The following is a 26,252-nucleotide window of genomic DNA, read 5'->3' on the forward strand; positions in this document are numbered from 1 at the left end:
GTGCCGGTCAGCCCCAGTGCGGCGGCTTCTGTTCCTTCAGCCACGCGTCGTGGTCGTCTTCGCGGTCACCCCAGCTGCGGGCATCGTCCTCCGCTGCCTTGGTGGGGAGGACCGCTCCGGACCCTCCCGAAACCGCTTTGGAGACCGGGGTTGCCGGGAGCGTCCCGGCAGGAGCTTCTCCATCGGCAGCAGTTTCCGGCTGCCCGTCCACGTTCTCGTCCTGGCGCATGTCTTCCTCGCCGCCGTTCTCCTCGGGCCTGCCGCCTGCAGGCTTCTCTTCCCCAGTCATGGGGTCTGTCCCCTTGCGTCCACCGTCGCTGTCCCGTGCTGCGCCGGAATCCCGGGGCAGGTAGGAAAGTCCCGCGGCCGGCGCCGAGTCAATTCCATTGAGCGCCTGGTCAACGTCATCGTCAAGGAATCCCACGGACTGGCTGGCGCGCCCCGGCAGCACCATCTTTTCCAGGCCCAGGTAGCTGGCAATGCGGTCCGCGCAGGACGAGGGGTCCGTGAACACCTCGATGGTCCACAGCGGCATGTACCGCCAGCCAAGGCGTTCCAGCAGTTGCGGACGCAACCTGCTGCGTTCACGCACGCTCATGGTGCGGTACTGCGCAGTCCCGTCGGACTCGATGGCTACGGGCCGCGGAATGTCGGAATCATCCTGGCCCATGGTGTTCAGGGGGTCCGCAGCCGCAACCACGTCAATGGCACCGTCGTATTGGTGCCAGACCCTGGCACCACGGGCACGCAGGCGGTCACCCAGGTCCGCCACCAACGGGTCGGCGCCAAGTGCCTGTTCGCTGGCGGCAGCGCGGGACGCGGGGGTCCCAAGGTCCGTGTTGCCGGAGATCTCCCGGTCCAGGAGCGCGTACAGGTCCACCGCGCCGTGCGTGAGCCGGGTGTGGTCCAGGTCTTCAGGCCGGAAGCAGGTCAGCACGTGCAGGGAACGGCGGGCCCGGGTCATGGCCAGGGCGAACTTCTCCCGGCCGCCTTCAGCGGACAGCGGTCCGAAATTGTGGAGAGCACGGCCGTGCGGGGTCCGCCCGAATCCGGGCGAGAAGATGACGTGGTCGCGGACCAGGCCCTGGGCCCGTTCCAGGTCCACCACGCGGAAGGACTCCGGGCCGGCGCCGAAGAACCCGGCAAGTCCAGGCTGGTTGGACAGCTGGAGCCTGATGGACTCGCCGATCCTGGCGGCGTGCCGCAGGCTGGCAGTGACAACCGCCAGGGAGGTCCGCGGACGCATGCGGGCGTGCTCGAACACCAGCTCCACGACCCTGTTGACCTCGGCCACCACGGACTCCACGCCCTCGTGGTCGGCGCTGGGAAGGCCGGTGCCGTCCGGCAGGTATTCCACCAGCAGGGACCGGTCCAGGCCCGTGGCTGACTGGCCTTCGGGCAGCCGGCGGAGGCCGCCGTCGTAAAAGTTCTTGCTGAGCTGCAGGACCAGGTCCTCGTCCACTGCGCGGTACACCACCTTGAGTCGCCATACCGGCAGCACGGCGGAGAGCGCGGTGAAGGCGCTCTCGACGCGGTGGTGGGCAGACTCTCCAGCCGCCAGCCGCTCCACCCCTACGGTAAACGTCCGCGGCGTGGCAATGCGGGGATCGCCGAAGGCAATCACCTGCCGTGCCCGGGCGATGGACGGCAGGACGGCCTGCAGGGAGGTGGCTTCCGCGTCGAGGATGACGACGGCGTCGAAATGCTGTTCGGCCGGAAGGAGTCCGGTCATCAGGTAGGGGCTGACCGACCAGACCGGGACCAGGGTGCCGATCAGCTCGGGTGCCTGGGCAGTCAGGGAAGGCAGGGAAACCCGGCCGTCCTTGAGCAGGCTGCGCAGGAGGTCTGCCTGGCGCGGCTGGGCAGCGATGGCTGCGCGCCAGCGTTCTGCGAGGTCCCATCGCAGGCGCGCGGCGCCGCTGGCAATGTGGGCGTTATCGGCCAGCCGGTACTCCGCCTCCAGCTGGCGCAGGGCGTCGCCGTCGGACATGGCCAGGTAGTCGTCTCCGCTGATCATCGCTTCCAGGGCGGACTGCCACCAGGCCAGCTCCAGCTCCGCGGCAACGGATCGTTCCGGAACTTCCCGTTCGGCGAGGTCGGCCAGGAGTTCGCCCAGGCCGTGTTCGCGCATGTTCTCGATGAGGAGTGTGCGTTCGGGCAGGGTCTTGAGCGTATCGGTGTCCGCTACGAGGCGTTCCAGCCGGCCCATCAGCTGCGCGTAGGGAACCGTGGAAAGAGCCCCGCCATCCTCGGTGTGCCGCAGCGCCTCGCCCAGCTGTGCCAGTTCCTGGTCAAGGGACCGGTACATGGCGTTCATTTCGGCCAAGCCGGAAGGAACGGCGGGATGGCGCTGCGTGGTGGCGTAGCCAGCCCAGAGGGCACGCTGTTCCTGAACGAGAACCAGGGACGAATGCAGGTCGGCGATGTGGACACCCGGGCGCACATACTCCTTGGCCACCCGGCGCAGCCTGGAGCGCTGCATGGCGGTCAGCTCGATGCCACGCTCACGCCGCCAGGCCGACGGGGCCGTGGCGGAGATGAGGTCCGTCACCGGCCGGTCGAAGATGTCAGGGGTGAACTTGTCCAGGCTGCCGCGGACGGCCACCAGCAGTTCCAGCTGTTCGCCCCACTCCGCGAAGGATTCCCCCAGGCGGATTTCGGCGTGCTCGGCAACGGCGTCCATGCGGTCGCGCAGGGCGGGAAGGCTCTTGGCCACGGAGCGGACCAGGTCCTGGGCTTCCTCGGTTTCCTTGCGGGTCAGCAGCCTGGCGCCGTGCCAGGGGCTGGTGGTGGCGGCCTTGCTGAAGCTGCCCAGTTCAGCGGCGCGGCGGAGGCGGCCGGCCAGTTCTTCACGGTCCCGGATGCTGTCCAGGACGCTTCGCTTGAGCCGGACGGTAGTGGCCGGGGCAGGGTGGATGGAGGTGAGCTCGGCAAGCGACTGCATGGCCTGGTACGGCGAGCAGCCCCACCGCTCGCGGACGTTGTGCAGCGACGCCACGTGGTCCATCAGGGCATGCCGGTGTTCGGTCAGGGTGGTGTGGAGGTTTCCAAGCTGCGGTTCCAGCGACTTTTCGTTGCGGACAATCGCCCGGACCAGCTGGCCCTTGAGCTGTTGGGCCGTGACGTTTCCGGTCAGCTGGAACAGGATGGACTCCAGTCCAAGCGACTCCAGGTGTCCGGACACCTCGTTGAGGCTGGCGCGGCGGTCGCCCACCACCAGCACCGTTTTGCCGGCATCCACCAGCGCGCCGATGGTATTGATGGCGGTCTGGGTCTGGCCGGTTCCCGGCGGGGTGCTGACCACCAGGGAGTCGCCGGCCCGGGCGGCGTCAACCACGTACTGCTGGTCCGTATCGGCGTCCAGCAGCAGCAGTTCGTCTTTGGGGTGCCTGTTGTCCAGATGCGGGAAGCGGGACGGGTCCGGCTCCTCGACGTCCACCACTTCGCCGCCGGCCGCGGTGGCCAGCGCGGAGACGATGGGGTTGGAATCGTTGATCCAGGGGTCGTCCAGGTTGCCCGACAGGTCGGCAAAGGTGGAGACCAGCAGGTTGTGCTGGGTTTCAGCTCCGTGGATGGGCCGGATCAGGGTGGCCAGCCGGTCCAGGACAGGTTGGGGGTCGAACCGGGCGGTGCTGTAGGCCAGGCGGGTCACGGCGTTGACGTCGAACACGATCCCGTGGATGTTTTTCAGGTGCCTCACCAGGGCGGGATTGATCTGGGCCTGTTCGGTGAGCTGCAGTTCGAAGTCATCCTCTCCCGGCCGGACCGTGAGGGAGATGGCGGTCAGCATGACCGGAGCGGAGACGCGCTGGGGTTTGCCGCCGACGGCGGACGTCCATACCACGGTGCCCGCGGACAGGTACCCGGCGTCGATGCCGCGGTCATTGGCCAGTTCGAAGATCTTGGACCGGATGTTGCGCGACGCCCTGGCGGCCACCACATACTGCTGCCGGTCACGGATCAGGGTAGACAGGCGTGTGCGGCGCCCGGCCATGAGCTGGGCGAGGCCTGAGGGGTGCGCCGAAGTGAGGTCGATGGAACCTTCCGGCGTCTTGGTGAAGCGCAGCATCGTGTCCGCGCCGGTGACGGGTTTGAGCCCGGACAGCCATTTACGAAGCTCTTCCGAGCCTTCCGGGTGGCCTTGACCAACTGACACTTCTGCCTTCTTTTCTGCGTTTGCACGTGACGCCCTGGACCATACCGGCATAGCTTCGAGAGTAGCCGCTCCGGCGCCGGACTTGAGAGACCGCAACACTGGGGCACGGGAAATAGCGGAGGAATTCGCTGCGAAAAAGCAGTGGCCGGCCTCCGCTGACGGAGGCCGGCCACTAGGATGCTATTCCCACTCGATGGTTCCCGGCGGCTTGCTGGTGACGTCCAGCACCACGCGGTTGACGCCGTCCACCTCGTTGGTGATCCGGTTGGAGATGCGTGCCAGCAGGTCGTACGGCAGGCGTGACCAGTCGGCGGTCATCGCGTCCTCGGAGGACACCGGGCGCAGCACGATCGGGTGGCCGTAGGTGCGGCCATCGCCCATGACGCCCACGCTGCGGACGTCCGCGAGCAGGACCACGGGCATCTGCCAGACTTCGTTGTCCAGTCCGGCTGCGGTCAGTTCGGCGCGGGCGATGGCGTCGGCCTTGCGGAGCAGGTCCAGCCGCTCCTTGGTGACGTCGCCGACGATCCGGATGCCGAGTCCCGGGCCGGGGAACGGCTGGCGGCCAACGATTTCCTGCGGCAGGCCGAGCTGGGCTCCCACTGCACGGACCTCATCCTTGAACAGTGCGCGCAGCGGCTCAACGAGCTCGAACTGCAGGTCCTCGGGGAGGCCGCCCACGTTGTGGTGGCTCTTGATATTGGCGGCACCCTCGCCGCCGCCGGATTCGACGACGTCCGGGTAAAGCGTGCCCTGGACCAGGAACTTGATCTTCTCGCCGTGGGCTGCTGCCTCGGCGATGATGGCCAGTTCCGCTTCCTCGAAGGCGCGGATGAACTCCCGGCCAATGATCTTGCGCTTGGTCTCGGGGTCGCTGACGCCGGCCAGGGCCGAGAGGAAGCGTTCCTGTTCGTTGGCTACGTACAGCTTCACGCCGGTGGCGGCCACGAAGTCGCGTTCAACCTGTTCCGCTTCGCCTTCGCGCAGCAGGCCGTGGTCCACGAACACGCAGGTGAGCTGGTCGCCCACGGCGCGCTGGACCAGGGCGGCGGCAACGGCGGAATCGACGCCGCCGGAGAGGCCGCAGATCACCCGGGCATCGCCGATCTGCTCGCGGATGCGTTCCACCTGCTCTTCGAGGATGTTGCCGGTGGTCCAGTTGGCTTCGAGCTTGGCGCAGTTGAACAGGAAGTTCTCCAGCACCTGCTGGCCGTAAGCCGAATGCTTGACCTCGGGGTGCCACTGCACGCCGAAAAGGCCCTTTTCCTCGTTGGCGAAGGCCGCCACTTCGGCCCCGGCCGTCGTCGCCAGGACCTCGAAGCCCTCCGGGGCCCGGTGCACGGAGTCGCCGTGGCTCATCCAGGTCTTCTGGTGCTGGGGCATGCCTTCAAGGACGGAGCGGGCATCACCCAGGATGGTGGTTTCGGTGGAGCCGTACTCCCGCAGTCCGGTCTTGTCCACCTTGCCGCCCAGGGCGTTGGCCATGGCCTGGAACCCGTAGCAGATGCCAAAGACGGGGACGCCGGCTTCGAACAGGTCGGCACCCACGGAAGGGGCGCCGTCGGCATAGACACTGGAAGGGCCGCCGGAGAGGATGATGGCGGCAGGATTCTTGGCCAGGAGCTGCTCGGTGGACCAGGTATGCGGAACCACTTCCGAATACACATTCGCTTCCCTGACGCGGCGGGCAATCAGCTGCGCGTACTGGGCACCGTAATCAACAACCAGCACCGGCTTCTGGGAAGTCTGGGATGCAGTGGGAGTAGTCACCGTAATAGCCTACTTTGCGCCCTTGCACCGGCGCACCTTGAGAGGCCCGGCTGTGACGGAGCAGACGTCCGACGGCGGGTGGCCGGCTGTGGGCCGGCCGCCTCAGTAGCGCTGCGGAGCCTGCGGGTTGGCGGCCAGCTCGGCCTCCACCTCGGCGTGGAACTTCTTTTCGACGATGAAGGACAGGAACGGCACCACGCCGCCAAGTGCCAGCAGGACCAGTTTCAGGAACGGCCAGCGCATCAGGGACCACAGCCGGAAGTTGGAGATCAGGTACACCACGTACATCCAGCCGTGCACGATCAGCACGGTGACGGAGATGTTGACGCCGTTCAGCACGCCCGCAGGCTCGGCCTCGGCGAATCCGAAGCCGAACGGCTGGCCGGTGACCGCGTTGGTGCCGCCGGCAAAAAGGTACTGGCCAAAGCCGTACCGGGCCACCAGTTCGGCGCACAGCAGGAGCAGCATGGTGCCGGTGAGGTAGGCCATGACCTTGTAGAACTTCAGGGCGGACCGGATCTGGGCCTCTGTGCCGCCGAAACGGCGCTTCTTTCCGGAGGTCTTGCCGGATGCCTGCGACGAGGGGGTGGCCGGTTTGGGATCAATCATGGCTGTACCTTCTGCTGGTGCTGGTCAGGCTGCTGGGGTTGCTCGTCCTGCTGTGGGAGCTGGGATTCTTCGTCGTGCCCGGCATCGTCGCCGTCGTCGTCAAGGGCTTCCTCGAGGTCCCGGTGGTAGTCGTCCTTGACCAGGCGCCACCAGATGAAGAGGGCGAAGCCGGCGAAGACAACCCACTCGATGGAGTAGAAGAGGTTGAGCCAGTTGATGTGCTGGGCGGGTGGCTGGGGGCCGATGTCCAGCGGAAGGAGGTTCCCGGGTACCGCGGCGGCACTCACGTCCTCGCCACCCACCACTTCCGCGGTGGCGGAGACGAAACCGGGATAGCTGCTCACCTCCCAGTAGTTGATGAGCTCGGCCACGGAAACAGCTGAGGCCTCTCCCGCTTTGGGTGCCTTCCCGGCCACCGGCGCTTCGGACGGCAGCAGCCGCCCGGTCAGTTCAACAATGCCCGACGGCGGTGCTGCCGCGTCCCCTGGTTCCGCGACCCACCCACGTGCCACGGGGATCCAGGTCTGCGGCGAGGCGCCTGCTCCGGTCAGGGCCGGGGCATCCTTGACGGCGAAGGCTGAAACCACCCAGTAGCCGGTCTTTCCATCGTGGAGCCTGCCGGGAACCAGGACCTGCTTGTCAGGGCTGTACGTCCCCTGTGCTTTGACCATTTGGTCGGCTACGCTGCCGTGGAAGAAGTCACCGGGCTGCAGGGTGCTGGTGAGGGGCTGGACCTGTTCGGTGGCGGGGTTGACCGGAACCTCGGGCTGGGTGGAACGGCCGAACTGCCACTGGCTCAGCAGCACGAAGACCCCGGAGAGAGCGATCGCGAAAATGAAGCCTGCGATCCATCGGGGCTTAAGGGCTGTTTTCCACACGTCTTAACCGTACTTCGTACTTCTGTAGAACAACTAAACGCCAAAGGCGTCCGGCCCGGAGGGGACCGCGGATTTGCTAGTGGTCGAAGAACACCAGGCTGGAGTTGATGAGCTCCGCGATTACTTCTGCGTCGTACGCGCGCCGCAGCGACTCCCGGAACGATTCCTTGGAGAGTGACCGGGCCAGGGTGGCCAGGACTTCGAGGTGGTCGGAGAACGAGCTGGCCGGCGTGGCGATCAGCAGGATGACGGTGGCGGGGCCGTCGGCGGCGCCGAAGTCCAGCGCGTGGCCGTACTTGGTGATGCCCACTGCGATGGAGGTTTGCGACACGAATTCGCTGCGGGCATGCGGCAGGCCCACGCCGCCCGGGAGCCCCGTGGCCAGCTGGTGCTCCCGGGCGTTGACGTTCTTCAGGAACCCGTCAAGATCCGAGATCCGCCCGGCGGCGTAGAGCCGCTCTGCCAGTTGGTTGGTGGCGTCGGTTTTGTCCTTCGCCTCCATTTCCAGGATCACCATGTCGGCGGTGGTCAGATGGGCGTCATACGGGTCCAGTGGTTCCGCCAAGGCGTATCCCTTCGGTCAGCAGTAGGGCGAACGGCCCCTCAACGCAAGGGCACGATGTCTTCCGCACCCAGGCGGGCGGCGTCTGCGGATTCGTCGTCCGGCTGTTGCTGGCTGAGGCGTTCGGCCTCCACGCGGGCAAGGTAGTGGCGGACTTCGTTTTCACGCTGCGTGTCACTCCAGCCAAGGACGTCACCCATCAGTTTAGCGACAACGGGGGCGGCCGACACTCCACGGTCCCAGGACTCGATGGAGATCCGCGTGCGGCGGGTCAGGACGTCCTGCACATGGCGGGCACCTTCATGACTTGCGGCGTAGACCGCCTCTGCCTGCAGGTAGTCGTCGGCGCCGGGGAGGGGCTCCGCCAGCTCCGGGTTCTGCTCGATAATCGCCAGGACTTCGGGCGTCATGGAGCCGTACCGGTTGAGCAGGTGCTCGATCCGCGCCACGTGGACCCCCGATTCCTCCGCCGTGCGGTTCCGGCGGTTCCAGGCCGCCCGGAAACCGCTGGCGCCCAGCAGCGGGATGGTCTCGGTGCAGCTCGGCGGCACCCGCTCGTCCATGGTGCGGGTGGCCTCGTCCACGGCATCCTTGGCCATGACCCGGTACGTGGTCCATTTTCCGCCGGCCACCACCACCAGGCCCGGCACGGGGTGCGCCACGACATGTTCGCGGGAGAGCTTGGCGGTGGAGTCGTTTTCACCTGCCAGCAGTGGCCGCAGCCCTGCGTAGACTCCTTCGACGTCTTCCCTGGTCAGGGGCCGCTTAAGCACCTGGTTGACGTGTTCCAGGACGTAGTCGATGTCCTTGCTGGAAGCGGCAGGGTGGGCCTTGTCCAGATGCCAGTCCGTGTCAGTGGTACCGATGATCCAGTGCCGTCCCCATGGGATGACGAACAGGACGGACTTCTCGGTGCGCAGGATCAGGCCCACCGTGGACTGGAAGCGGTCGCGGGGCACCACCAGGTGGATGCCCTTGGAAGCGCGGACCTTCAGCTGGCCCCGGTCCGTCACCATGGCCTGCGTTTCGTCGGTCCACACGCCGGTGGCGTTGATGACCTGCTTGGCGCGGATGCTGAACTGGGTCCCGTCCTCGCGGTTTTCCACCTTGGCCCCCACCACGCGTTCGCCTTCGCGGAGGAAGTCCACCACCTTCATCTGGTTCACGGCATGGGCGCCGTAATAGGCAGCGGTACGGATTAGGTTGGCGCAGTATTTGGCGTCATCCACCTGCCCGTCGTAGTACCGGATGGACCCGACGAAGGCGTCGTCCTTAAGGCTGGGCGCGGCGCGCAGGGTGCCGCGGCGGCTCAGGTGCTTGTGGAACGGGACGCCGCGGCTGTGGCCGGCGGAGACTGACATGGCGTCATAGAGGGCGATGCCGGCACCAACATAGGGCCGCTCGATGAAGGGTTTGGTCAGCGGATACAGGAACGGGACCGGCCGGGCCAGGTGGGGTGCAATTTCGGACAGGAGCAGCCCGCGTTCCTGCAGGGCCTCCTTGACCAGGGCGAAGTCCAGCATTTCCAGGTAGCGCAAGCCGCCGTGGATGAGCTTCGACGACCGTGAGGATGTACCGGCCGCCCAGTCGCTTGCCTCGACGATGCCGACGCTCAGCCCCCGGGTCACGGCGTCAAGGGCGGCTCCCGTGCCGACGATGCCGCCGCCCACAATCAGGATGTCCAGTTCCTGGCCTGGTTCCGTGGTGGCGCGCAGCCGCTGGATGGATGCTTCCCTGGCTTCGGGGCCAAGGACCCCGCCGTTTACAGGAACACTCTTCATTGAACGCCTCCAGTGCCTCTTGTGCCGGTAGTAAACCCACACTACTTGCTAGTGGCGCGCTTGGGCAGGGCGGGCCGCCGGACCGCCCTGCCGCGGAGCCTTAGTTGCCGGCGTAAGGCGACACCACGACGTCGACCCGTTGGAATTCCTTCAGGTCGGAATATCCGGTGGTCGCCATGGAGCGCCGCAGGGCGCCGATGAGGTTGGACGTGCCGTTGGTGTGGTGGCCGGGCCCGAAGAGGACCTCTTCCAGGGGGCCGACGGTGCCAACGTTGGCGCGGTCTCCGCGGGGCAGTTCGGTGTGGTGCGCTTCCTGGCCCCAGTGCCATCCCTTGCCCGGTGCTTCTTCGGCCCGCGCCAGGGCACTGCCCAGCATGACGGCGTCGGCGCCCATGGCGATTGCCTTGACGATGTCGCCCGAGGTGCCCATGCCGCCGTCGGCAATGACGTGGACGTAGCGGCCGCCGGACTCGTCCATGTAGTCGCGGCGGGCCGCAGCGACGTCGGAGATGGCGGAGGCCATGGGCGAGTGGATGCCCAGGGCGCGGCGGGTGGTGGTGGTGGCGCCGCCGCCGAAGCCGACCAGGACGCCCGCGGCGCCGGTCCGCATGAGGTGCAGCGCAGGCGTGTAGCCCGCGGCGCCGCCCACGATAACGGGGACGTCGAGTTCATAGATGAACTGCTTCAGGTTCAGCGGCTCATGGTCCTTGGAGACGTGCTCGGCGGAAACGGTGGTGCCGCGGATGACGAAGATGTCGACGCCGGCAGCCAGGACCGTCTTGTAGTGTTCCTGGGTGCGCTGCGGGGTCAGAGACCCGGCAACGGTAACGCCGGCCTCGCGGATCTCAGCCAGGCGGGAGGTGATGAGCTCCGGCTGGATGGGAGCCTGGTACAGCTCCTGCATGCGGCCGGTCACGGCGGGGCTGTTCGTCTCGTCCTCCAGCGCTGCAATCTCATCGAGGACCGGCTGCGGATCCTCGTACCGGGTCCACAGGCCCTCCAGGTCCAGCACGCCAAGGCCGCCCAGCTTGCCGAGGGCAATTGCGGTGGCCGGGGACATGGCCGAGTCCATCGGCGCCGCGATCACCGGCATCCCGAACTGGTAGGCGTCAATCTGCCAGGAGACGGAGACGTCCTTGGGGTCGCGGGTGCGACGGTTGGGGACGATTGCAATGTCATCCAGGGAGTAGGCACGACGCCCACGCTTGCCACGGCCGATCTCGATCTCATAAGTCACTGCTCTAGGTTATCCCAGCAGGTCCGCTGGCCTTGCCCGGGCCGGATCCAGAAGGGCAGTGCTGGCTTACAGGCCGCTGTGAGCGACGAGCTTCCCGCTACAGTGGCGTGATGGGCAGCCGCTGGACATTTGACGGGCACATCGCCGGGATTGGCACTACTTCCGGGCTGCGCGCCGTCGTCGGGATCTGGCAGGACTCCCCCTTTGGGTCGTTCGCCGATGTCATGCTGCAACAACCCTCCGGGCACCGACTGCTGCTGGCATCGACACACGAGGTGGCCGGCTTCATTGCCGCCACCTACACCTTTGATGAAGTGCGGGTGCTGGACGTTGCTGCCACGCTCACCGATCACACGTTGACGGTCGACGCCGGCCCGCTGGCCATCCGGGCTTCCACCGGACCGCGTACCCTACTGGGAGCTGCCCTGCGGGCAGTGCCCCGGCACCTGGCCGTCCATCCCCGGTGGCTCGCCGCGGTCAATCCGTTTGCCGCGCTCGCCGCTCCCGGCGCCCGCACCTACGGAACTGCCGGCAGTGGAAGGACGGAGTTCTACGGGGTGACGGACCTGCACCACGTGACCACCGTCGTCGTCAGCTGGGAAGGATCCGACGCCGGGGCGCTGGCTCCCATCCGGCCCGCCGTCACGTTCGGCTTCAGCAGCGTGCCGCCGAGGCCAAGTCTGGCGCATGTGCGAACCACAGTTGTGGAGCCATGATGGACAGCTGCGTCACACTTCTTCAGCTTCATCAACCGTCAGCTGCGATTCGAACATCCTGAAGTAACGGCCGCGCAGGGCCACCAACTCCTTGTGCGTGCCCTGCTCCACCACTTGTCCGTCCTCCAGCATGTACACGACGTCCGCCTTCTCAATGGTGGCGAGCCGGTGGCTGATGGCGATGATGGTGCTGCTGCGGTCCGCAAAGAGCCGCGTGAAGATGCGGTGCTCGGCGAGGGCGTCGATGGCGGAGGTGGGTTCGTCCATCACCATGAAGGACGCGTCCCGGTAGAAGTTCCTGGCCATGGCAAGGCGCTGCCACTGGCCTCCCGAAAGACCGCTCCCCTTTCGCCCGCGTGGATCCTCCATCCAATTGCTGACGTGGTTGTCCAGGCCGTTGGGCAGCTTGTTGATGAATTCCAGGGCCTCGGCGTCGGAAGCGGCCCTGCGGATGCGTTCATCGTCCCGTGCAGAGTCGACGTCCCCGAAATAGATGTTCTCGGCCGCCGTGGCGAACTCGTACTTGAGGAACTCCTGGCTGAGCACGGCCAGGTGCCGGTGCCAGGAGGTAACGTCGACGGCGGCGAGGTCCACGCCGTCGAGCAGGACCTGGCCTGAGTCGGGCCGGTAAAGCCCGGCGAGGATTCGGATCAGCGTGGACTTGCCTGCACCGTTCTCCCCCACGATGGCTATGTGCTGGCCCCGGCGGATGGTGAGGCTGATGCCCCGGATGACCTCGATGTCGCTTCCGGTGTAGGTGAAGCGGATGTCCTTCAGCTCAATTTCCCGCGGGGCCTCCAGCAGCGGCGGAGCGTGTTCGGAGTGCACGGGCATCGCCATGAACAGCTCGTAGTCCTTCAGGTTGGCGAGGTCCTCGTCAATGGAGCTCAGCGAGGACACCAGGTTGTTGGCCGTGGACAAGGCACGGCTGACGATCTGCTGCACATAGAGGAACTGGCCCACCGGGGCGGCACGGGCAATAATCTGCCCCACAACCCAAATCAGTGACACCACCTCGGCACCGTACTGCAGCGCGTCCGCGGCCAGCTGCCGTGGAATGTAGCGGCGCTGGTAGTCCAGCCGGCGGCGCTCGTCCGCATCGCGAAGGCGGGACCGAAGGTCCATGAGGAAACCGACGATGCCATAAAGGCGCATTTCGGCAATGTGCTGCGGCCTGAGCAAGTTTGTCTCGATCATTCGGCGCTGGCGGCGTGAGTCCACCTGCGTGTTCCAGTGCGCGATCTGCTCCCGCGACAGCTTGAACTGCAGGTACACGCTGGGGACGATGGCCACCAGGACGATGACGGCGATCCACCAGCTGACAAGCAACAGGGCACCGATGGCCAGGATGACCGAGACAAGTTGCGTGAAGATGGCCGCGATTCGATCCAGGACCCGGGCGTACGAATCCGAAAACCGCTTGGCACGGTCGTAGAGGTCCACTGTCTCCTTGTCGTCGTACCGCCAGAATTCGAGGGCAAGGAAGCGCTCGTACATCTGGTCACCGACGATGGCCCCCACTTTGAAGCTCATCAACTGCTGGATATACCGGTCGATGCTGTTGAAGGCGCCCCAAAAGAGACCCAGCGCGGCAGTGACGACGACGTACACGATCGCAAAGCGCCCCGCCGCGCTGTCGCCCGCGTATGCTGCCGCCAACGCCGTGGTGGTCAGGGACGCGAAGAATGTGGTCACGAGCGGCAGTACGGCCGAGATGAGGGAGCCAAGCACCTTCATGACCACCGCGCCCGGGGATGCACGGAAACTCACCCGGAGAACCTGGGCCACGGCCTTGGCATAGGGACGCAGTGCCAGCCGCTTTTGCGGGTCGCGTTTAGGGGTCAGTTCCGCCGGATGGCGCGGTTGGGACATGGAATCAGCCTAGTGCCGCACTGGACGTGAAGAGCGGCCGCTAGCCAGCGAGACGCAGCACGAGTGTTTCCTCCAGAATGCTTCTTTGCCCTGGCAAGACTCCTGGTGGCCAGTGGGTTGGTTCTGCATCCTGTTGTTCTGGGTTGTAATGCCGTCCTGTCGGTGAGGTCCAGCCGGGTGGTTCGTTCTTGTTGGCCGGGCCGGGTGTCCATTGACTGCGGTGTTTGAGTCGGTGATGTTTCGGGCAGAGCTGGGCCACGTTACTGACGTTGGTCGCGCCGCCGTGTTCCCAGGCTTGGAGGTGGTCGGTGTCGTTGTCAGGGGTCTTGTTGGTGCAGCCGGGGAAGGTGCATTTGCCGTCGCGCAGCCTGATCCAGTGTTTGATGGGGCCGGTGAGCCGGTAGTTTTTCCGGCCGATTTCCAGGGGTGCCCCGTCCCTTGGGTCGACCAGGACCCGGTAGAAGGAGTCGGCGCCGTCCGCGACCAGCCTCCGCGCCATGGACGCCGGGATGGGTCCGAAGCCGTCGAGTTCGGCCGGCTCATCCGTCGTCCCGAGCATGGAGAGTACCGGCACCAGGACGAGTACGTCGGCCCGCGGGGTGGGGACCTTGCCGACTTCGGCAGGGTTACCAGCTCCGAGTAGCAGGGAGGCGGCGATGTCGGGGCGGAGTTGGGTGAGGGTGCGGGGTTCGTTGGGGCCTTGGAGTCCGCGGGCGGTGGCGGTGGTGCGGTTCCAGATCGCGCACGCGGTGTCGCCGGGGAGGTAGAGGGAGAGCCAGGCCATGCCGTCCGTGTCGGGGGTGTATTCCATCCTCCGGTCAGCCGCCCCTTTGGCGTGGCGTTGCTGGATCGATTCGGGGTGGTGGCGTTCCCGCCAACCACGGACCTTGGTCCGGAACCGGGACGGAACGAGCTCCCCCGGGGCGGCACCCCGGGCGGGGTGGGGTGCGGCCGGGTCGAAGAAATGCGCCACCAACGCAGCCGCGGACTCAGGGGTAAGGCCTTCGGTCTCGTCCGCGACGATGCGGGCGTGCTGCCACGACATCGCGCCCGAGGCCAGGGCGTGGAAGGCCAGCGGGAGGGAACAGATCCGGCGTGACTGCTCCACCAACGCCCCCGCGGCCGCGGAGCTGATGGTCAGGACCCCGGCGATCTCCTCCACCACCGACATCCGCACATAGGTGCAGTCCGTAACGGAGGCGTCCGGCGGCGTCAGCGCCTCCTGAAACCCAACCGACTCGGCGGCATCCTGCGCTTTCACCGCAGCCAGCTGCGCTTCCAGCCGGGCCGCAACCTCCAACCGTTCCAGCCGGATCTCATACCGCCGCTGCAACACATCAACCTCAACACCCACGGCGTCGCCGGAAGCCAGGGAAGCGTCCTCCCACTCCAGCGCATCCAAGGCGGCAACGGAGGCACGAACACCCTCCAAAACCACCCCGACACCACCGCTGAATTCCATACCGACATCATCCAGCGGGGGTCCGACATTCAAGGACGGGAACAACCCGCGGAGAAAAATAAGAGGAGGCAAGGTCGAAAAACCTTGCCTCCTCTATATTCAATCTGCCGTTTAGCGCGAGCCGTAGTTCGGTGCCTCGACGGTCATCTGGATATCGTGCGGGTGCGATTCCTTCAGACCGGCAGAGGTGATCCGTACGAACTTGCCCCGGACCTTCAGCTCGGGGACAGTCGGTGCGCCGGTGTAGAACATCGTCTGGCGCAGGCCACCCACCAGTTGGTATGCCACGGAGGACAGCGGACCACGGTACGCCACCCGGCCTTCAATGCCTTCGGGGATCAGCTTGTCGTCACCGGAGACGTCGGCCTGGAAGTAGCGGTCCTTGGAGTAGGACGTGTTCTTGCCGCGCGACTGCATGGCGCCCAGCGAGCCCATTCCACGGTAGGACTTGAACTGCTTGCCGTTGACAAAGATCAGGTCGCCGGGGGACTCGTCGCAGCCGGCCAGGAGCGAGCCCAGCATCACGGTGTCCGCACCTGCCACCAGGGCTTTGCCGATGTCGCCGGAGTACTGCAGGCCGCCGTCGGCGATCAGGGGAACGCCGGCCGGAATGGCAGCCTTGGCGGATTCGTAGATGGCCGTGATCTGCGGGACGCCAACGCCGGCTACCACGCGGGTAGTGCAGATGGACCCGGGACCAACGCCCACCTTGATGCCGTCGGCACCGGCGTCGATCAGGGCCTGGGCGCCTTCGCGGGTGGCAGCCTGGCCGCCGATGATGTCAACGTGCGCGGCGACGGGATCCGATTTGAGCCTGCGGATCATGTCCAGGACACCCTGGGAGTGGCCGTTGGCCGTATCCACGAAGAGGGCGTCCACGCCGGCGTCCACCAGGGTCATGGCCCGCTCCCAGCCGTCACCGAAGAAGCCGATGGCGGCACCCACGCGGAGGCGGCCCTCATCGTCCTTGGTGGCGAGGGGGTACTGCTCGGCCTTGGTGAAGTCCTTGGTGGTGATCAGGCCCTTGAGTCGGCCCTGCTCGTCGACGAGCGGGAGCTTCTCGATTTTGTTGGTAGCCAGCTTGTGCGAGGCTTCCTCGCGGCTGATGCCTACGTGCCCGGTGACCAGGGGCATCTTGGTCATGACGTCGCTGACCAGCCGGAGCGGGAAATCGGATTCGGGCACAAACCGGGTGTCGCGGTTGGTGACGATGCCCAGCAGGCGGTTGTCTTCATCCACCACGGGAAGACCGGACACGCGGTAGTGGGCGCACAGGTCATCGAGCTCGCGGAGCGTTGCCTCGGGGCGGATGGTCAGCGGGTTGGTGATCATCCCGGACTCGCTCCGCTTGACCCGGTCCACCTGGTCAGCCTGGTCGGCGATGGACAGGTTGCGGTGCACCACGCCCAGGCCGCCCTGGCGGGCCATGGCGATGGCCATCCGGGATTCCGTGACGGTGTCCATGGCGGCCGAGAGCAGCGGCGTCTGGACCGTGATCCGCTTGGAGATCCGCGAGGAGGTGTCGGCCTCGGAGGGAATGACGTCGGTGTGCCCGGGCAGGAGCAGGACGTCGTCGTAAGTCAGGCCGATAAAGCCAAAGGGATTGTGTTCGGGCTCGGTCATGAGTGCGCCTCTTACCTTGGTTGCTGGGTCACGGGTAGGGGTTGCAGCCGATGACCAGCCCGTGATTACGGAACTGGCCTGTGCAGACGGTCCTGCGGGAGCACCGCACAGGGCGGCGTTCCGGGGGCAGAAAGTGTTGAGTAAATATTAGAACCTCGGCGCCGATCCCCCTATTCCACGCCGCCAATGTGAGCAACCCCACCCACGGCCCGGCAGCCGGGATGGCTCAGCTCCAGCCGGTGGCAGCCAGCAGCCGCTGCTCGAACATGGGAATCATGGACTCGACGTAGGTCCTGGTGAGGTGGTTATCGTCCTTGTAGACATACACATTCCCCACCACGGCCGGGCAGACGCCGCGGGCACAGATGAAGTCGCTCATGTCCAACAGGTGGAGCCCCGGAAGCTTGCCCCGGTAATTTTCCAGCGGCGACGGCTCAACCAGGGACTCGGCCAGCGGGGGGTTGCACGCAGGCGCCGCGGCCCCGTTCCGCTGGGCGCACTGCGGCATGTTGAAGGTGAACCGCGGGTTGTCCCGGATGCCCACGATCTCGATCCCCGCGTCCGCGAACGGCTTCACGCCATCAAGGTATCCCGGAACCTCGGTTTCGAACGGGGCCTCCTCATGGGTCAGCGACGCCACGGTGAACACGGCATCCGGCAGGTGTGCCAGGACGTAGGCGGAGCTGGCCCGGTTGTATGCATTGCATTCAGCGTTCCGGGTTTCCGATTCGGCACCGAACCGGCAGGCGGGCATCAGCAGCGTGACCATCTCCCAGCCACGGGCGGCCGCCACCGGCGCCAGGGCGGCAAGGTATTGCTGGGCGTGGGAGTCCCCCAAGACCACGATGCGTTTGGTGGCCGGCTCTTCCGGAAGCTCCTGACGGCAGCCTTCCAGGATGGGGTCGTCCGTGGCGTTGGCGCCGGTGCAGGCCGAGTCGATGCCGGCCCAGTCGTTGTCGAGCGCGGTAGGTCCGGGGATGGTCCGGGCCCTTGGAGCAGGCAAGTTTTCATTCTCCGGAGTGAGCGCCAACGCCCCGGGCGTGAGCTCCCTCGGTTGTGCCGCCGTCGCGCTTTCCTCAGCAGTGAGAGACGTCTGCCAGACCGCGACGGGCCCGGCCAGGACGGCGCCGCAGGCCACAACGACGACGGCGGTCCGCCACGTGCGGAGCTTGGGCCAGTGCCAGTCCCGCAACGGCTTTTCCACGAAGCGCGTGGTCAGGACGGCGAGCACGATGGCGGCCCCGACAATGCCGAGGCCCTGCGTGAGGTTCGGCGCTTCCACGCCGGTGGCCGCGAGCACCAGCACCAGGATGGGCCAGTGCCACAGATAAAGGGCGTAGGAGTTGTCGCCCAGGGCCACGGCGGCACGGCTGCTGAGGAGGCGGTCCACGCCGAACCGGCTGCCCGTCTGCCTGCCAACAATGATCGCGGCGGCAGCCAGCGTGGGCCACAGTGCCACGTACCCCGGGAAGGACCGGTCAACGGTCAGGACGAGCCCGCAGGAAATCATCGCGGCCAGTCCGGCCCAGCCCAGGGCAACGCGCACCACGCGTCCGGGGCGCAGGTACGGCAGCGCCAGAGCCAGCAGGGAACCCAGCGCAAATTCCCAGAGCCGGGCGCGGGTGTCGAAGTAGGCGTAGGCCTGGTTGGTGGTTGTCTGGTCAACGGAGTAGGCCAGTGACACCGCGAATACTGCCCCGAAAACCACTGCCAGCAGGCCGCGGTACGTCACCCAGCGCAGGCGGGGAACGCGGCGGAGCCCTGCCAGGACGGAAGCGGCGGCGGCAAAGACCAGCGGCCAGAGGATGAAGACCTGCCCCTGGATGGACAGCGACCAGAAGTGCTGCAGCGGGCTGGCACCGGCGTGGTCCTGTGCGTAATAGTCCACGGACAACTCCGCGAGGAGCCAGTTCTGGCTGTACAGCAGGGACGCCCAGGCCTGGTCCAGTACCTGCGGCCAGCGGCCCTGCGGCAGGATCAGCCATGTGCCGGCCAGCACCCCGAGGATCACCACGACGGCGGCGGGCAGCAGCCGCTTGAACAGGTGCAGCCAGTGCGCCAGCAGTTTGAAGGAATTGCCGGACTCGGCTTTCCGGATAAACGACAAGGTGAGCAGGAAGGCCGAGATCAGCAGGAAGATATCGACGCCGCCGGACACCCGGCCCAGCCAGACGTGGTAGGCCACCACCATCAGGACAGCCAGAGCCCTGAGCCCCTGGACTTCGGGCCGGAACGTGGACTTGCGTTGGCGGGCAGCGGGGCCGGATTCGGGTGCCTTCGGGGCTTCCGTTACCGACACTAGAACCCCTCACAACGCCCGCCAGCCAAAGCATCAAGCCTAGCCAACGCCGCCCGCATCGGCGAATCAACGCTGGTGTTCCGGCTAAGCTGGCCCCAATCGGCGAAGGGAGCAGGGGTGGTTGTCCAGCTGCGGATCTGCGTGCCCGGGGAGTTGTCCGCCGTCACCGTGCAAGCCTGCCGCGACCAGCAGGGAACGGCGGAAGTGGCGCTGGTCCAGGGTGCGGCCGTCGTGCCGGACGGCGATGTCATCGAGGTGCTGGTTGCCCGGGAGTCCGTGGAGGAACTGCTCGAAAAACTCGAAGTCCTGAAGATTCCGGATGTGGGTTCAATTTCCATGGCCACCCCGGAATTCGTGTTGTCCAAGAACGCTGACCAGGCTGAGCGTGCCGCTCCCGGGGACGGCGCAGACGCAGTGATTTGGGATGACGTCACCCGGCAGACCGGCGAGGATTCACGCCTGACCTGGAACTTCCTTGCCTTCCTGGTGCTGGCCACCCAACTCGCCGGCATCGGCATCGTGACCGACTCCCCCATTGCCATTGTTGGCGCCATGGCCGTGGGGCCCGAGTTCGGACCACTGGCCGCCCTTGCCGTCTCGCTGGCCACCAGGCAATGGAGGCTGGGGCGCCGCGCCGCCGTCGCCCTCGCTGTCGGTTTTCCCGTGGCCATGCTGCTGGCGGCACTCACGGCATGGCTTTCGGTTCCACTCGGGCTCTTCCCGCGCGACGCCCTGGATAAAGGCTCGGCAGTGGAGTTCATCTACCACCCCGGGCCGTATTCACTGATTGTGGCCGTGCTGGCAGGGATCGCCGGCATGCTGTCCATCATCGGACGCCGCTCGGCCGCTCTGATCGGCGTCTTCATCTCCGTAACCACCGTGCCGGCTGCCGGCTACGTGGCAGTAGCCCTGGTGCTGGGCGAATACCAGAAGGCCGCAGGCTCCGCGCTCCAGCTGCTGCTCAACCTCGTGGGCATCGTTGTGGCCGCCGTTGCCGTCCTCCTCTTCTACCGGAGGATCACCAGGCGCCTGCCGGACGGCGTGGCACGCAGCCTGAAACGCCAGCGCAACGGCTCCCGGCGCCAGGCCTGATCCGCGGGTCTTCGCTACGGCCGCAGCAAGGCACGCAGGGTCTGGATGGTGTCTGCCTCAGCGGGGGCCTTGTCCTCCCGGTAGCGCTTGACCCGGGCAAACCTCAGGGCGATCCCGCCGGGGTAGCGCGGTGACTGCTGCACCCCGTCGATGGCTATTTCGACGACGGTCACCGGCTCAACCCAGACGGTGCCGGCGGTGCGCCGCACCTCAAGCTCCTGGAACCGTTCGGTCTGCCAGCGCAGCAGCTCATCGGTGAGGCCCTTGAACGTCTTGCCCACCATCACGTAGCCGCCGGGTTCGCCGAACTCCCCGCCGGGATCCAGGGCCCCAAGGTGCAGGTTGGACAGCATCCCTGTGCGGCGTCCCGAGCCCCATTCGCAGGCCAGCACCACCAGGTCATAGGTGTGCACCGGCTTCACCTTCACCCAATTGGATCCGCGCCGGCCGGCAGCATAGGCCGAGCCGATCGCCTTCACCACCACGCCCTCGTGGCCGGCGGCCAGGGCATCCTGCGAAACGCGTTCAGCGACGGCCGGGTCGGCGGTCACTTCCCCGGGGATCCGGTGTGCGGGGGCCACCCGTTCCAGGATATCGATGCGGGTGGCCAGCGGTTCGTCCAGCAGGTCGCGTCCGTCAATGTGCAGCACGTCGAAGAACCAGGGATGCAGCAGGGTTTCCCGGACCGCGTCGGCGCCAAAGCGGGACATGGTTTCCTGGAAGGGCCGCGGGGCACCCTCTTCGTCCAGGGCGAGCGTTTCGCCATCGAGGATCACGTCCTGCACCGGCAGCCGACGGACCAGGTCCACCACCTCGGGCAGGCGATGCGTGACCTCCGCAAGGTTGCGGGTAAAGATGCGCACATCGCTGCCGGACCGGTGCACCTGGATGCGGGCGCCGTCGAGCTTGAATTCCACCGAAGCCTCTCCCGTGGCTTCCAGGGCTGCGCCCGCGCTGCCGGCGGTGGCAGCGAGCATGGGCTGAACCGGCCGGCCCACCACCAGGCCGACGGCGTCGAGCTCAGCCGGGGTGCCGGTGAGCGCCAGGAGGGCGGTCCCGCCGAGGTCCCCGGAAAGCATGGCAGCACGCCTCACCGCGTCGACGGGCCGCTCGGCAGCGCGGGCGACGGCGTCCGTCAGCACTCCTTCCAGGGCACCGGTGCGCAATTCCCCCAGCAGGACGCCGGCGATGAAGGACTGCTCCGGTTCGGTGGCGGCGGCCATGAGCGTCCCGAGGATGGCGGCCCGTTCCGCGCCCGACCCGCTGCCCGCTGTTGCCAGGAGCCGGTCCAGCGCGGCATCGAAATCCGACACGGTGAGGCTTGGCTCCGCTGCCGGTTCTTCCTTGGCCGCCGCGACCGCGCTCCAGCCCACCCCCACCCGGCCCTGCCGGGGTTTGGCACTGAGCAAGCCCACCGCCGTCGGGATCTCCGCGGGTTCCAGCCGGCGCAGCAGGTGCGCCAGGGCATCCACCTTTGCCAGCCGGGAGCGGGTCGAAGCGACGGTTTGAGTGGTTTCCACGAGCTCGAGGAGCAGCATGGCACCATCCTGCCACGGGCTCTGGACAGCGCATGGGTGCACTCGCAGACTGGACGCATGGGACTCATCGTGGCGAATCTGTTCATCACCCTCGACGGCGTCTACCAGGCGCCCGGCGGCCGTGAAGAAGACCCCGAAGGGGCTTTCTCCTTCGGCGGCTGGCAGGCGCCGGTGTCCGACGACGAAGCCGGTGCCTCGATAGCGGCCGAGATCAGCAGGATGGATGCCCTGCTCCTCGGCCGGAAGACCTACGACATCTTCGCGTCCTACTGGCCCCGCCAGTACGGCGACATCGCCGACGCCCTGAACCGCGTGCCCAAGTTCGTTGTCTCCAGCACACTGGCGGACCCGGGCTGGGCCGGAACCACTGTCCTGCCGGACGCCGCGTCGGCTGGCGGCCTCCGGGACGGGCACGGGCAGATCCACATGTTCGGCAGCGGCGTCCTGATCCGGTCCCTCTTGGCGGCCAACGTGCTGGACCGGCTCCACCTCTGGCTGTACCCCGTGGTCCTGGGCCAGGGCAAGCGCCTGTTTGACACCGGAACCGTGCCCTCCACCTTCACGCTGGCGGAACCGGCCCAAAGCTTCCCCAAGGGTGCGGTGTCACTGGTCTATGAGCCTGCCGGCGGGGTGGAAACGGCAGAAATGGGGACCGGCTAACGGTCCAGAAACACAAAAGACCGGCCCAGCAGTGCTGGACCGGCCTCTTGTTGCAGGTGAGCCGCTAGTGGCTGTGGCCTGCGTGCTCGTCCTCTTCGGCAGGCTTCTCCACGACCAGGGTCTCGGTGGTGAGAACCAGGGCGGCGATGGAGGCCGCGTTGCGGAGGGCTGCACGGGTGACCTTGACGGGGTCGATGACGCCCGCGGCGATCAGGTCCTCGTACTCGCCGGACTTGGCGTTGAACCCGTTGTTGGTCGCAAGGTCGGCAACCTTGGAGGTGACAACGTAGCCGTCGAAGCCGGCGTTCTGGGCGATCCAGCGCAGCGGCTGCACCAGTGCGCGGCGGACGATGCCCACAGCTGCGGCGGCGTCGCCTTCGAGGGCCTTCACGGCAGCGTCTTCGTCCAGTGCCTTGAGGGCGTGGATGAGGGCGGTACCGCCACCGGCCACGATGCCTTCTTCGAGGGCAGCGCGGGTGGAGGACACGGCGTCCTCGATGCGGTGCTTCTTTTCCTTCAGCTCAACTTCGGTGGCAGCGCCGACCTTGATGACGCCGATGCCGCCGGCCAGCTTGGCCAGCCGCTCCTGGAGCTTTTCACGGTCCCAGTCGGAGTCGGTGCGGGTCAGCTCGGCGCGCAGCTGGGCTACGCGTGCTGCCACGTCTTCGGCCGAACCGGCGCCGTCCACGATGGTGGTGTTGTCCTTAGTGACGGTGATGCGGCGGGCAGTACCCAGCACCTCCAGGCCAACGGTGTCCAGGCTCAGGCCCAGTTCCGGGGAGACAACCTGCGCACCGGTGAGGGTGGCGATGTCCTGCAGCATCGCCTTGCGGCGGTCGCCGAAGCCGGGAGCCTTGACGGCCACGACGTTCAGGGTGCCACGGATGCGGTTGACGATCAGCGTGGACAGGGCCTCGCCCTCGACGTCCTCGGCGATGATGAACAGCGGCTTGGAGCTCTGCAGTGCCTTTTCCAGCAGCGGCAGGAATTCCTGGATCGAGGAGATCTTGCCCTGGTTGATCAGGATGAGTGCGTCTTCGAGGACTGCTTCCTGGCGCTCCGCGTCGGTGACGAAGTACGGGGACAGGTAGCCCTTGTCGAACTGCATGCCCTCGGTGAGGACCAGTTCGGTCTGGGTGGTGGAGGACTCTTCGATGGTGATGACGCCATCCTTGCCCACCTTGCCGAAGGCCTCGGCGAGGAGCTCACCGATTTCTTCGCTCTGGGCGGAGATGGCGGCAACGCTTGCCACCTGGGTGCCTTCGACCGGGCGGGCGTTCTCCAGCAGGCGGGCAGCCACGGCCTCAACCGCAACCTCGATGCCGCGCTTGATCTGGCCGGGGGCAGCGCCGGCTGCAACGTTGCGCAGGCCTTCCTTGACCAGCGCCTGGGCCAGGACTGTGGCGGTGGTGGTGCCGTCGCCGGCAACATCGTTGGTCTTGGTGGCTACTTCCTTGGCCAGCTGTGCGCCAAGGTTTTCGTAGGGATCGTCCAGCTCCACCTCGCGGGCGATGGTGACGCCGTCGTTCGTGATGGTGGGGGCGCCCCACTTCTTGTCCAGGACGACGTTGCGGCCGCGCGGGCCGAGCGTCACCTTGACGGTGTTCGCGAGCTTATCGATACCGGCCTCGAGGGACCGGCGGGCAGCGTCGTCAAACGCAAGCTGCTTTGCCATGGTTTTGTCCTTTCAAAGACAGAACCCCGCACTGCCGGCCAGCATAAGCATGGCCGGCAGCACGGGGATCCGAAGAGTTACTTGACGACGATAGCCAGGACGTCGCGGGCGGACAGTACGAGGTACTCGGTGCCGCCGGTCTTGACTTCGGTTCCGCCGTACTTGGAGTAGATGACGACGTCGCCAACGGCTACGTCAACGGGAACGCGGTTGCCATCTTCGAAGCGGCCGGGGCCTACTGCAACAACTTCGCCTTCCTGCGGCTTCTCCTGTGCGGAGTCCGGGATGACCAGGCCGGAAGCCGTGGTCTGCTCGGCTTCGAGCGGGCGGACAACAATACGATCCTCAAGAGGCTTAATAGAGACCGACACTCGGACCTCTCCTTTTCGTCAGCAAATTCGTGGACTGGAAAGCTTTCCGCCGTAGCTGGCAAACCGTCGTCGCGGTGCCGGCAGCAGCCTGGCTGGCAGCTCTTCATGTGTTAGCACCCTCCTAGGGAGAGTGCTAATGAAGACTCTAGGCAAGGGTTAGCACTCGGTCAAGGTGAGTGCCAACGTTTCGTCATGGGCGTACACCCTTTTAGCGTCCGACGACGGCGGGCAGCAGGGAGGGCCGGCGTCCCGTTCCCCATGGGCCCGGGCCGTCAGCGGCCCAGGTCCTCGAAGTCCACGTCCTCGCCGCCGTCCGTATCGCCGTCACCCTGGTTCCGTCCCCGGTACAGCACCCAGCCGGACACTGCTGCGGCGAGCAGTGCAGCAACGAGGAAGAAGATGCTTCCGGCCCGCGCGCCGTCATACAGCCCGCGGATGTCCCTCGACTCCTGGCTGTTGTCTCCGATGTCATTGCCGCCCACGGAATAGACGGTGGCATTGAACGTGTCCAGCAGGAAGATGATCACCAGCAGCGCGATGCAGACCACGCCCACCACGGCGGCGGCAATCAGGACGGGACGGGCAAACCTGGCCGGGCCGCGGTTCCTTGATTCGTGGTTATCGGGCTCGCGGGGGGCTGCGCTCTCATCCATGGATTCAACAGTATCCGCATCGCGCCTGCCCGCTCCTCCACTAGGCTGGAACCCATGGCTCACGATCCCCAGGACCAGATGGCACAGGACCAGATCGCACCACTGCTGACCCCCGAGGGCTGGGAGTTGCTGGCATCGCTGGGCCCCTACCGGGACGAGGACTCGTTCGAGCTCAATACAGCGCTCCGGAAGGCGGGGCACCCTGCAGGGCTCGTCTCCGCCGTCCTGACGCAATCACGGCTCCGCACCAAGGCGGAGTCCAAATTCGGCGAATTCGCCCGCCAAATGCTCTTCACGCAGGCAGGCCTGGAGCAAGCCACGCGCCTGAACGTGGCCGCCCACCACGCCCAGCGGTTCGCCGCCGCCGGGATTAGCCACGTGGCGGACCTGGGCTGCGGGCTGGGCGCCGATTCCCTGGCGCTGGCCTCCCTCGATATCAACGTCACCGCCGTCGAAATGGACGAAACCACCGCGGCCTGCGCCACCGTGAACCTCATTCCCTTCCCCAACGCCACGGTGGTGCACGCGGATGCCGAATCGGTTCCGCTGGACGGGGTGGACGGCGTCTGGCTGGACCCGGCCCGGCGGGTCACCTCCACCTCCGGCACCAAGCGGATCTGGGACCCCGAGGCCTTCTCCCCGCCGTTGTCCTTCGTGGAATCACTGGCTGCCCAGGGCAAGGCAGTGGGCGTGAAGATGGGCCCGGGCATGCCGCACGAATCCGTGCCCGCGGGCTGCGAGGCGCAGTGGGTATCGGTGGCCGGCGACGTCACGGAGGTGACCCTGTGGTTCAACGCCGTGCGCCGGCCCGGAGTCCGCCGCGCCGCGCTGGTCCTGGGGCCGCAGCCACCTGCCGAGCTGACCAGCGCCGAGGACTTCGGCGCAGGCCCGTCAGCGCCGGTGGGCCCAGTGGAGGGTTACCTGTACGAACCTGACGGGGCCGTGATCCGGGCCGGGCTGGTGGCGGACGTGGCGCTGCAGCTCGGCGGCCACCTGGTGGATGAGCACATTGCCTACATCTGCGCCCCGGAACTGCTGGCCACCCCGTTCGCCAGGGCCTACAAGGTCCTGCAGGTCATGCCCTACAACGTCAAGGCGCTCAAGGCCTGGGTGAAGCAGGAGGGCATTACCGTGCTGGACATCAAGAAGCGCGGTACGGCGGTCACCCCCGAAGAGCTGCGGAAGCAGCTGCTGCCCGGTGGAAAGAATGCGAAGAAAGGCGGCAGGACGGCCACCCTGGTCCTGACGCGCATCGGCGAGGACCGGGTGGCCATCGTGGTGGAGCCAGCCTAGCCGTC

Annotated in this window: 19 protein-coding genes; 4 read left to right on the top strand and 15 right to left on the bottom strand. The window is 66.7% G+C overall.

Annotation, left to right across the window (positions count from 1 at the left end; all coding sequences use genetic code 11):
• Positions 1-7 precede the first annotated feature (7 nt).
• The 7 genes from ACFVTD_RS02005 to ACFVTD_RS02035 all read right to left on the bottom strand — a co-directional run bounded on the left by ACFVTD_RS02005 (position 8) and on the right by ACFVTD_RS02035 (position 10,993).
• Positions 8-4,207 (bottom strand): AAA family ATPase, encoded by a 4,200-nt coding sequence (locus ACFVTD_RS02005; RefSeq protein ID WP_387557329.1) that lies wholly within the window; start codon positions 4,205-4,207, stop codon positions 8-10.
• A gap of 129 nt (positions 4,208-4,336) precedes the next feature.
• A complete protein-coding gene (guaA, locus tag ACFVTD_RS02010) occupies positions 4,337-5,926 on the bottom strand; it encodes a glutamine-hydrolyzing GMP synthase (protein ID WP_387557332.1) in 1,590 nt (529 codons plus the stop codon).
• 102 nt (positions 5,927-6,028) lie between these two features.
• Positions 6,029-6,535 carry a DUF3817 domain-containing protein gene (locus ACFVTD_RS02015; RefSeq protein ID WP_387557335.1) on the bottom strand — a complete coding sequence of 169 codons (507 nt, stop codon included), beginning with the start codon at positions 6,533-6,535 and terminating at the stop codon, positions 6,029-6,031.
• Positions 6,532-7,413: an SURF1 family protein gene (locus ACFVTD_RS02020; protein ID WP_387557338.1), complete on the bottom strand. Its 882-nt coding sequence runs from the start codon at positions 7,411-7,413 to the stop codon at positions 6,532-6,534. The genes ACFVTD_RS02015 and ACFVTD_RS02020 overlap by 4 nt, the downstream gene beginning before the upstream one ends.
• A gap of 76 nt (positions 7,414-7,489) precedes the next feature.
• Positions 7,490-7,978 (bottom strand): PTS sugar transporter subunit IIA, encoded by a 489-nt coding sequence (locus ACFVTD_RS02025; RefSeq protein ID WP_387557341.1) that lies wholly within the window; start codon positions 7,976-7,978, stop codon positions 7,490-7,492.
• A gap of 38 nt (positions 7,979-8,016) precedes the next feature.
• Positions 8,017-9,756, bottom strand: coding sequence for a glycerol-3-phosphate dehydrogenase/oxidase (locus ACFVTD_RS02030; protein WP_387557344.1), 1,740 nt, complete (start codon positions 9,754-9,756; stop codon positions 8,017-8,019).
• Between the two features lie 100 nt (positions 9,757-9,856).
• Positions 9,857-10,993 (bottom strand): GuaB3 family IMP dehydrogenase-related protein, encoded by a 1,137-nt coding sequence (locus ACFVTD_RS02035; RefSeq protein WP_387557347.1) that lies wholly within the window; start codon positions 10,991-10,993, stop codon positions 9,857-9,859.
• A 110-nt stretch (positions 10,994-11,103) separates the two neighbouring features.
• On the opposite strand from ACFVTD_RS02035, the gene ACFVTD_RS02040 reads away from it, so the two are divergent.
• Complete coding sequence (locus ACFVTD_RS02040; RefSeq protein ID WP_387557350.1) at positions 11,104-11,709, top strand: hypothetical protein; 606 nt, start codon at positions 11,104-11,106, stop codon at positions 11,707-11,709.
• 12 nt (positions 11,710-11,721) lie between these two features.
• On the opposite strand, the gene ACFVTD_RS02045 is transcribed toward ACFVTD_RS02040, so the two are convergent.
• The 4 genes from ACFVTD_RS02045 to ACFVTD_RS02060 form a co-directional block, all read right to left on the bottom strand.
• On the bottom strand, positions 11,722-13,581 hold the full coding sequence (locus ACFVTD_RS02045) for an ABC transporter ATP-binding protein (protein ID WP_387557353.1): 1,860 nt from the start codon (positions 13,579-13,581) through the stop codon (positions 11,722-11,724).
• A 40-nt stretch (positions 13,582-13,621) separates the two neighbouring features.
• Positions 13,622-15,043, bottom strand: coding sequence for an HNH endonuclease (locus ACFVTD_RS02050; protein WP_387557356.1), 1,422 nt, complete (start codon positions 15,041-15,043; stop codon positions 13,622-13,624).
• A gap of 111 nt (positions 15,044-15,154) precedes the next feature.
• Complete coding sequence (gene guaB, locus ACFVTD_RS02055; RefSeq protein ID WP_141159834.1) at positions 15,155-16,666, bottom strand: IMP dehydrogenase; 1,512 nt, start codon at positions 16,664-16,666, stop codon at positions 15,155-15,157.
• A gap of 226 nt (positions 16,667-16,892) precedes the next feature.
• Positions 16,893-18,965: an acyltransferase family protein gene (locus tag ACFVTD_RS02060; RefSeq protein ID WP_387557360.1), complete on the bottom strand. Its 2,073-nt coding sequence runs from the start codon at positions 18,963-18,965 to the stop codon at positions 16,893-16,895.
• Positions 18,966-19,082: 117 nt separating this feature from the next.
• Between ACFVTD_RS02060 and ACFVTD_RS02065 the strand changes: the two genes are divergently transcribed.
• A complete protein-coding gene (locus tag ACFVTD_RS02065; protein WP_387557363.1) occupies positions 19,083-20,057 on the top strand; it encodes a DUF389 domain-containing protein in 975 nt (324 codons plus the stop codon).
• A gap of 14 nt (positions 20,058-20,071) precedes the next feature.
• Here ACFVTD_RS02065 and ACFVTD_RS02070 read toward each other — a convergent pair whose 3' ends face one another.
• Positions 20,072-21,595, bottom strand: a complete 1,524-nt coding sequence (locus tag ACFVTD_RS02070; protein ID WP_387557366.1) for an ATP-dependent DNA ligase — start codon at positions 21,593-21,595, stop codon at positions 20,072-20,074.
• Positions 21,596-21,652: 57 nt separating this feature from the next.
• On the opposite strand from ACFVTD_RS02070, the gene ACFVTD_RS02075 reads away from it, so the two are divergent.
• Positions 21,653-22,255: a dihydrofolate reductase family protein gene (locus ACFVTD_RS02075; RefSeq protein ID WP_387557369.1), complete on the top strand. Its 603-nt coding sequence runs from the start codon at positions 21,653-21,655 to the stop codon at positions 22,253-22,255.
• A 64-nt stretch (positions 22,256-22,319) separates the two neighbouring features.
• On the opposite strand, the gene groL is transcribed toward ACFVTD_RS02075, so the two are convergent.
• The 3 genes from groL to ACFVTD_RS02090 form a co-directional block, all read right to left on the bottom strand.
• Complete coding sequence (groL, locus tag ACFVTD_RS02080; protein WP_387557372.1) at positions 22,320-23,930, bottom strand: chaperonin GroEL; 1,611 nt, start codon at positions 23,928-23,930, stop codon at positions 22,320-22,322.
• 77 nt (positions 23,931-24,007) lie between these two features.
• On the bottom strand, positions 24,008-24,301 hold the full coding sequence (gene groES / locus ACFVTD_RS02085; RefSeq protein WP_003805290.1) for a co-chaperone GroES: 294 nt from the start codon (positions 24,299-24,301) through the stop codon (positions 24,008-24,010).
• A 272-nt stretch (positions 24,302-24,573) separates the two neighbouring features.
• Complete coding sequence (locus ACFVTD_RS02090) at positions 24,574-24,954, bottom strand: hypothetical protein (RefSeq protein ID WP_387557375.1); 381 nt, start codon at positions 24,952-24,954, stop codon at positions 24,574-24,576.
• Between the two features lie 54 nt (positions 24,955-25,008).
• Between ACFVTD_RS02090 and ACFVTD_RS02095 the strand changes: the two genes are divergently transcribed.
• Complete coding sequence (locus tag ACFVTD_RS02095) at positions 25,009-26,247, top strand: methyltransferase domain-containing protein (protein WP_387557378.1); 1,239 nt, start codon at positions 25,009-25,011, stop codon at positions 26,245-26,247.
• Positions 26,248-26,252 lie beyond the last annotated feature (5 nt).

Source organism: Pseudarthrobacter sp. NPDC058119 (assembly GCF_042884655.1).
GTDB lineage: Bacteria > Actinomycetota > Actinomycetes > Actinomycetales > Micrococcaceae > Arthrobacter.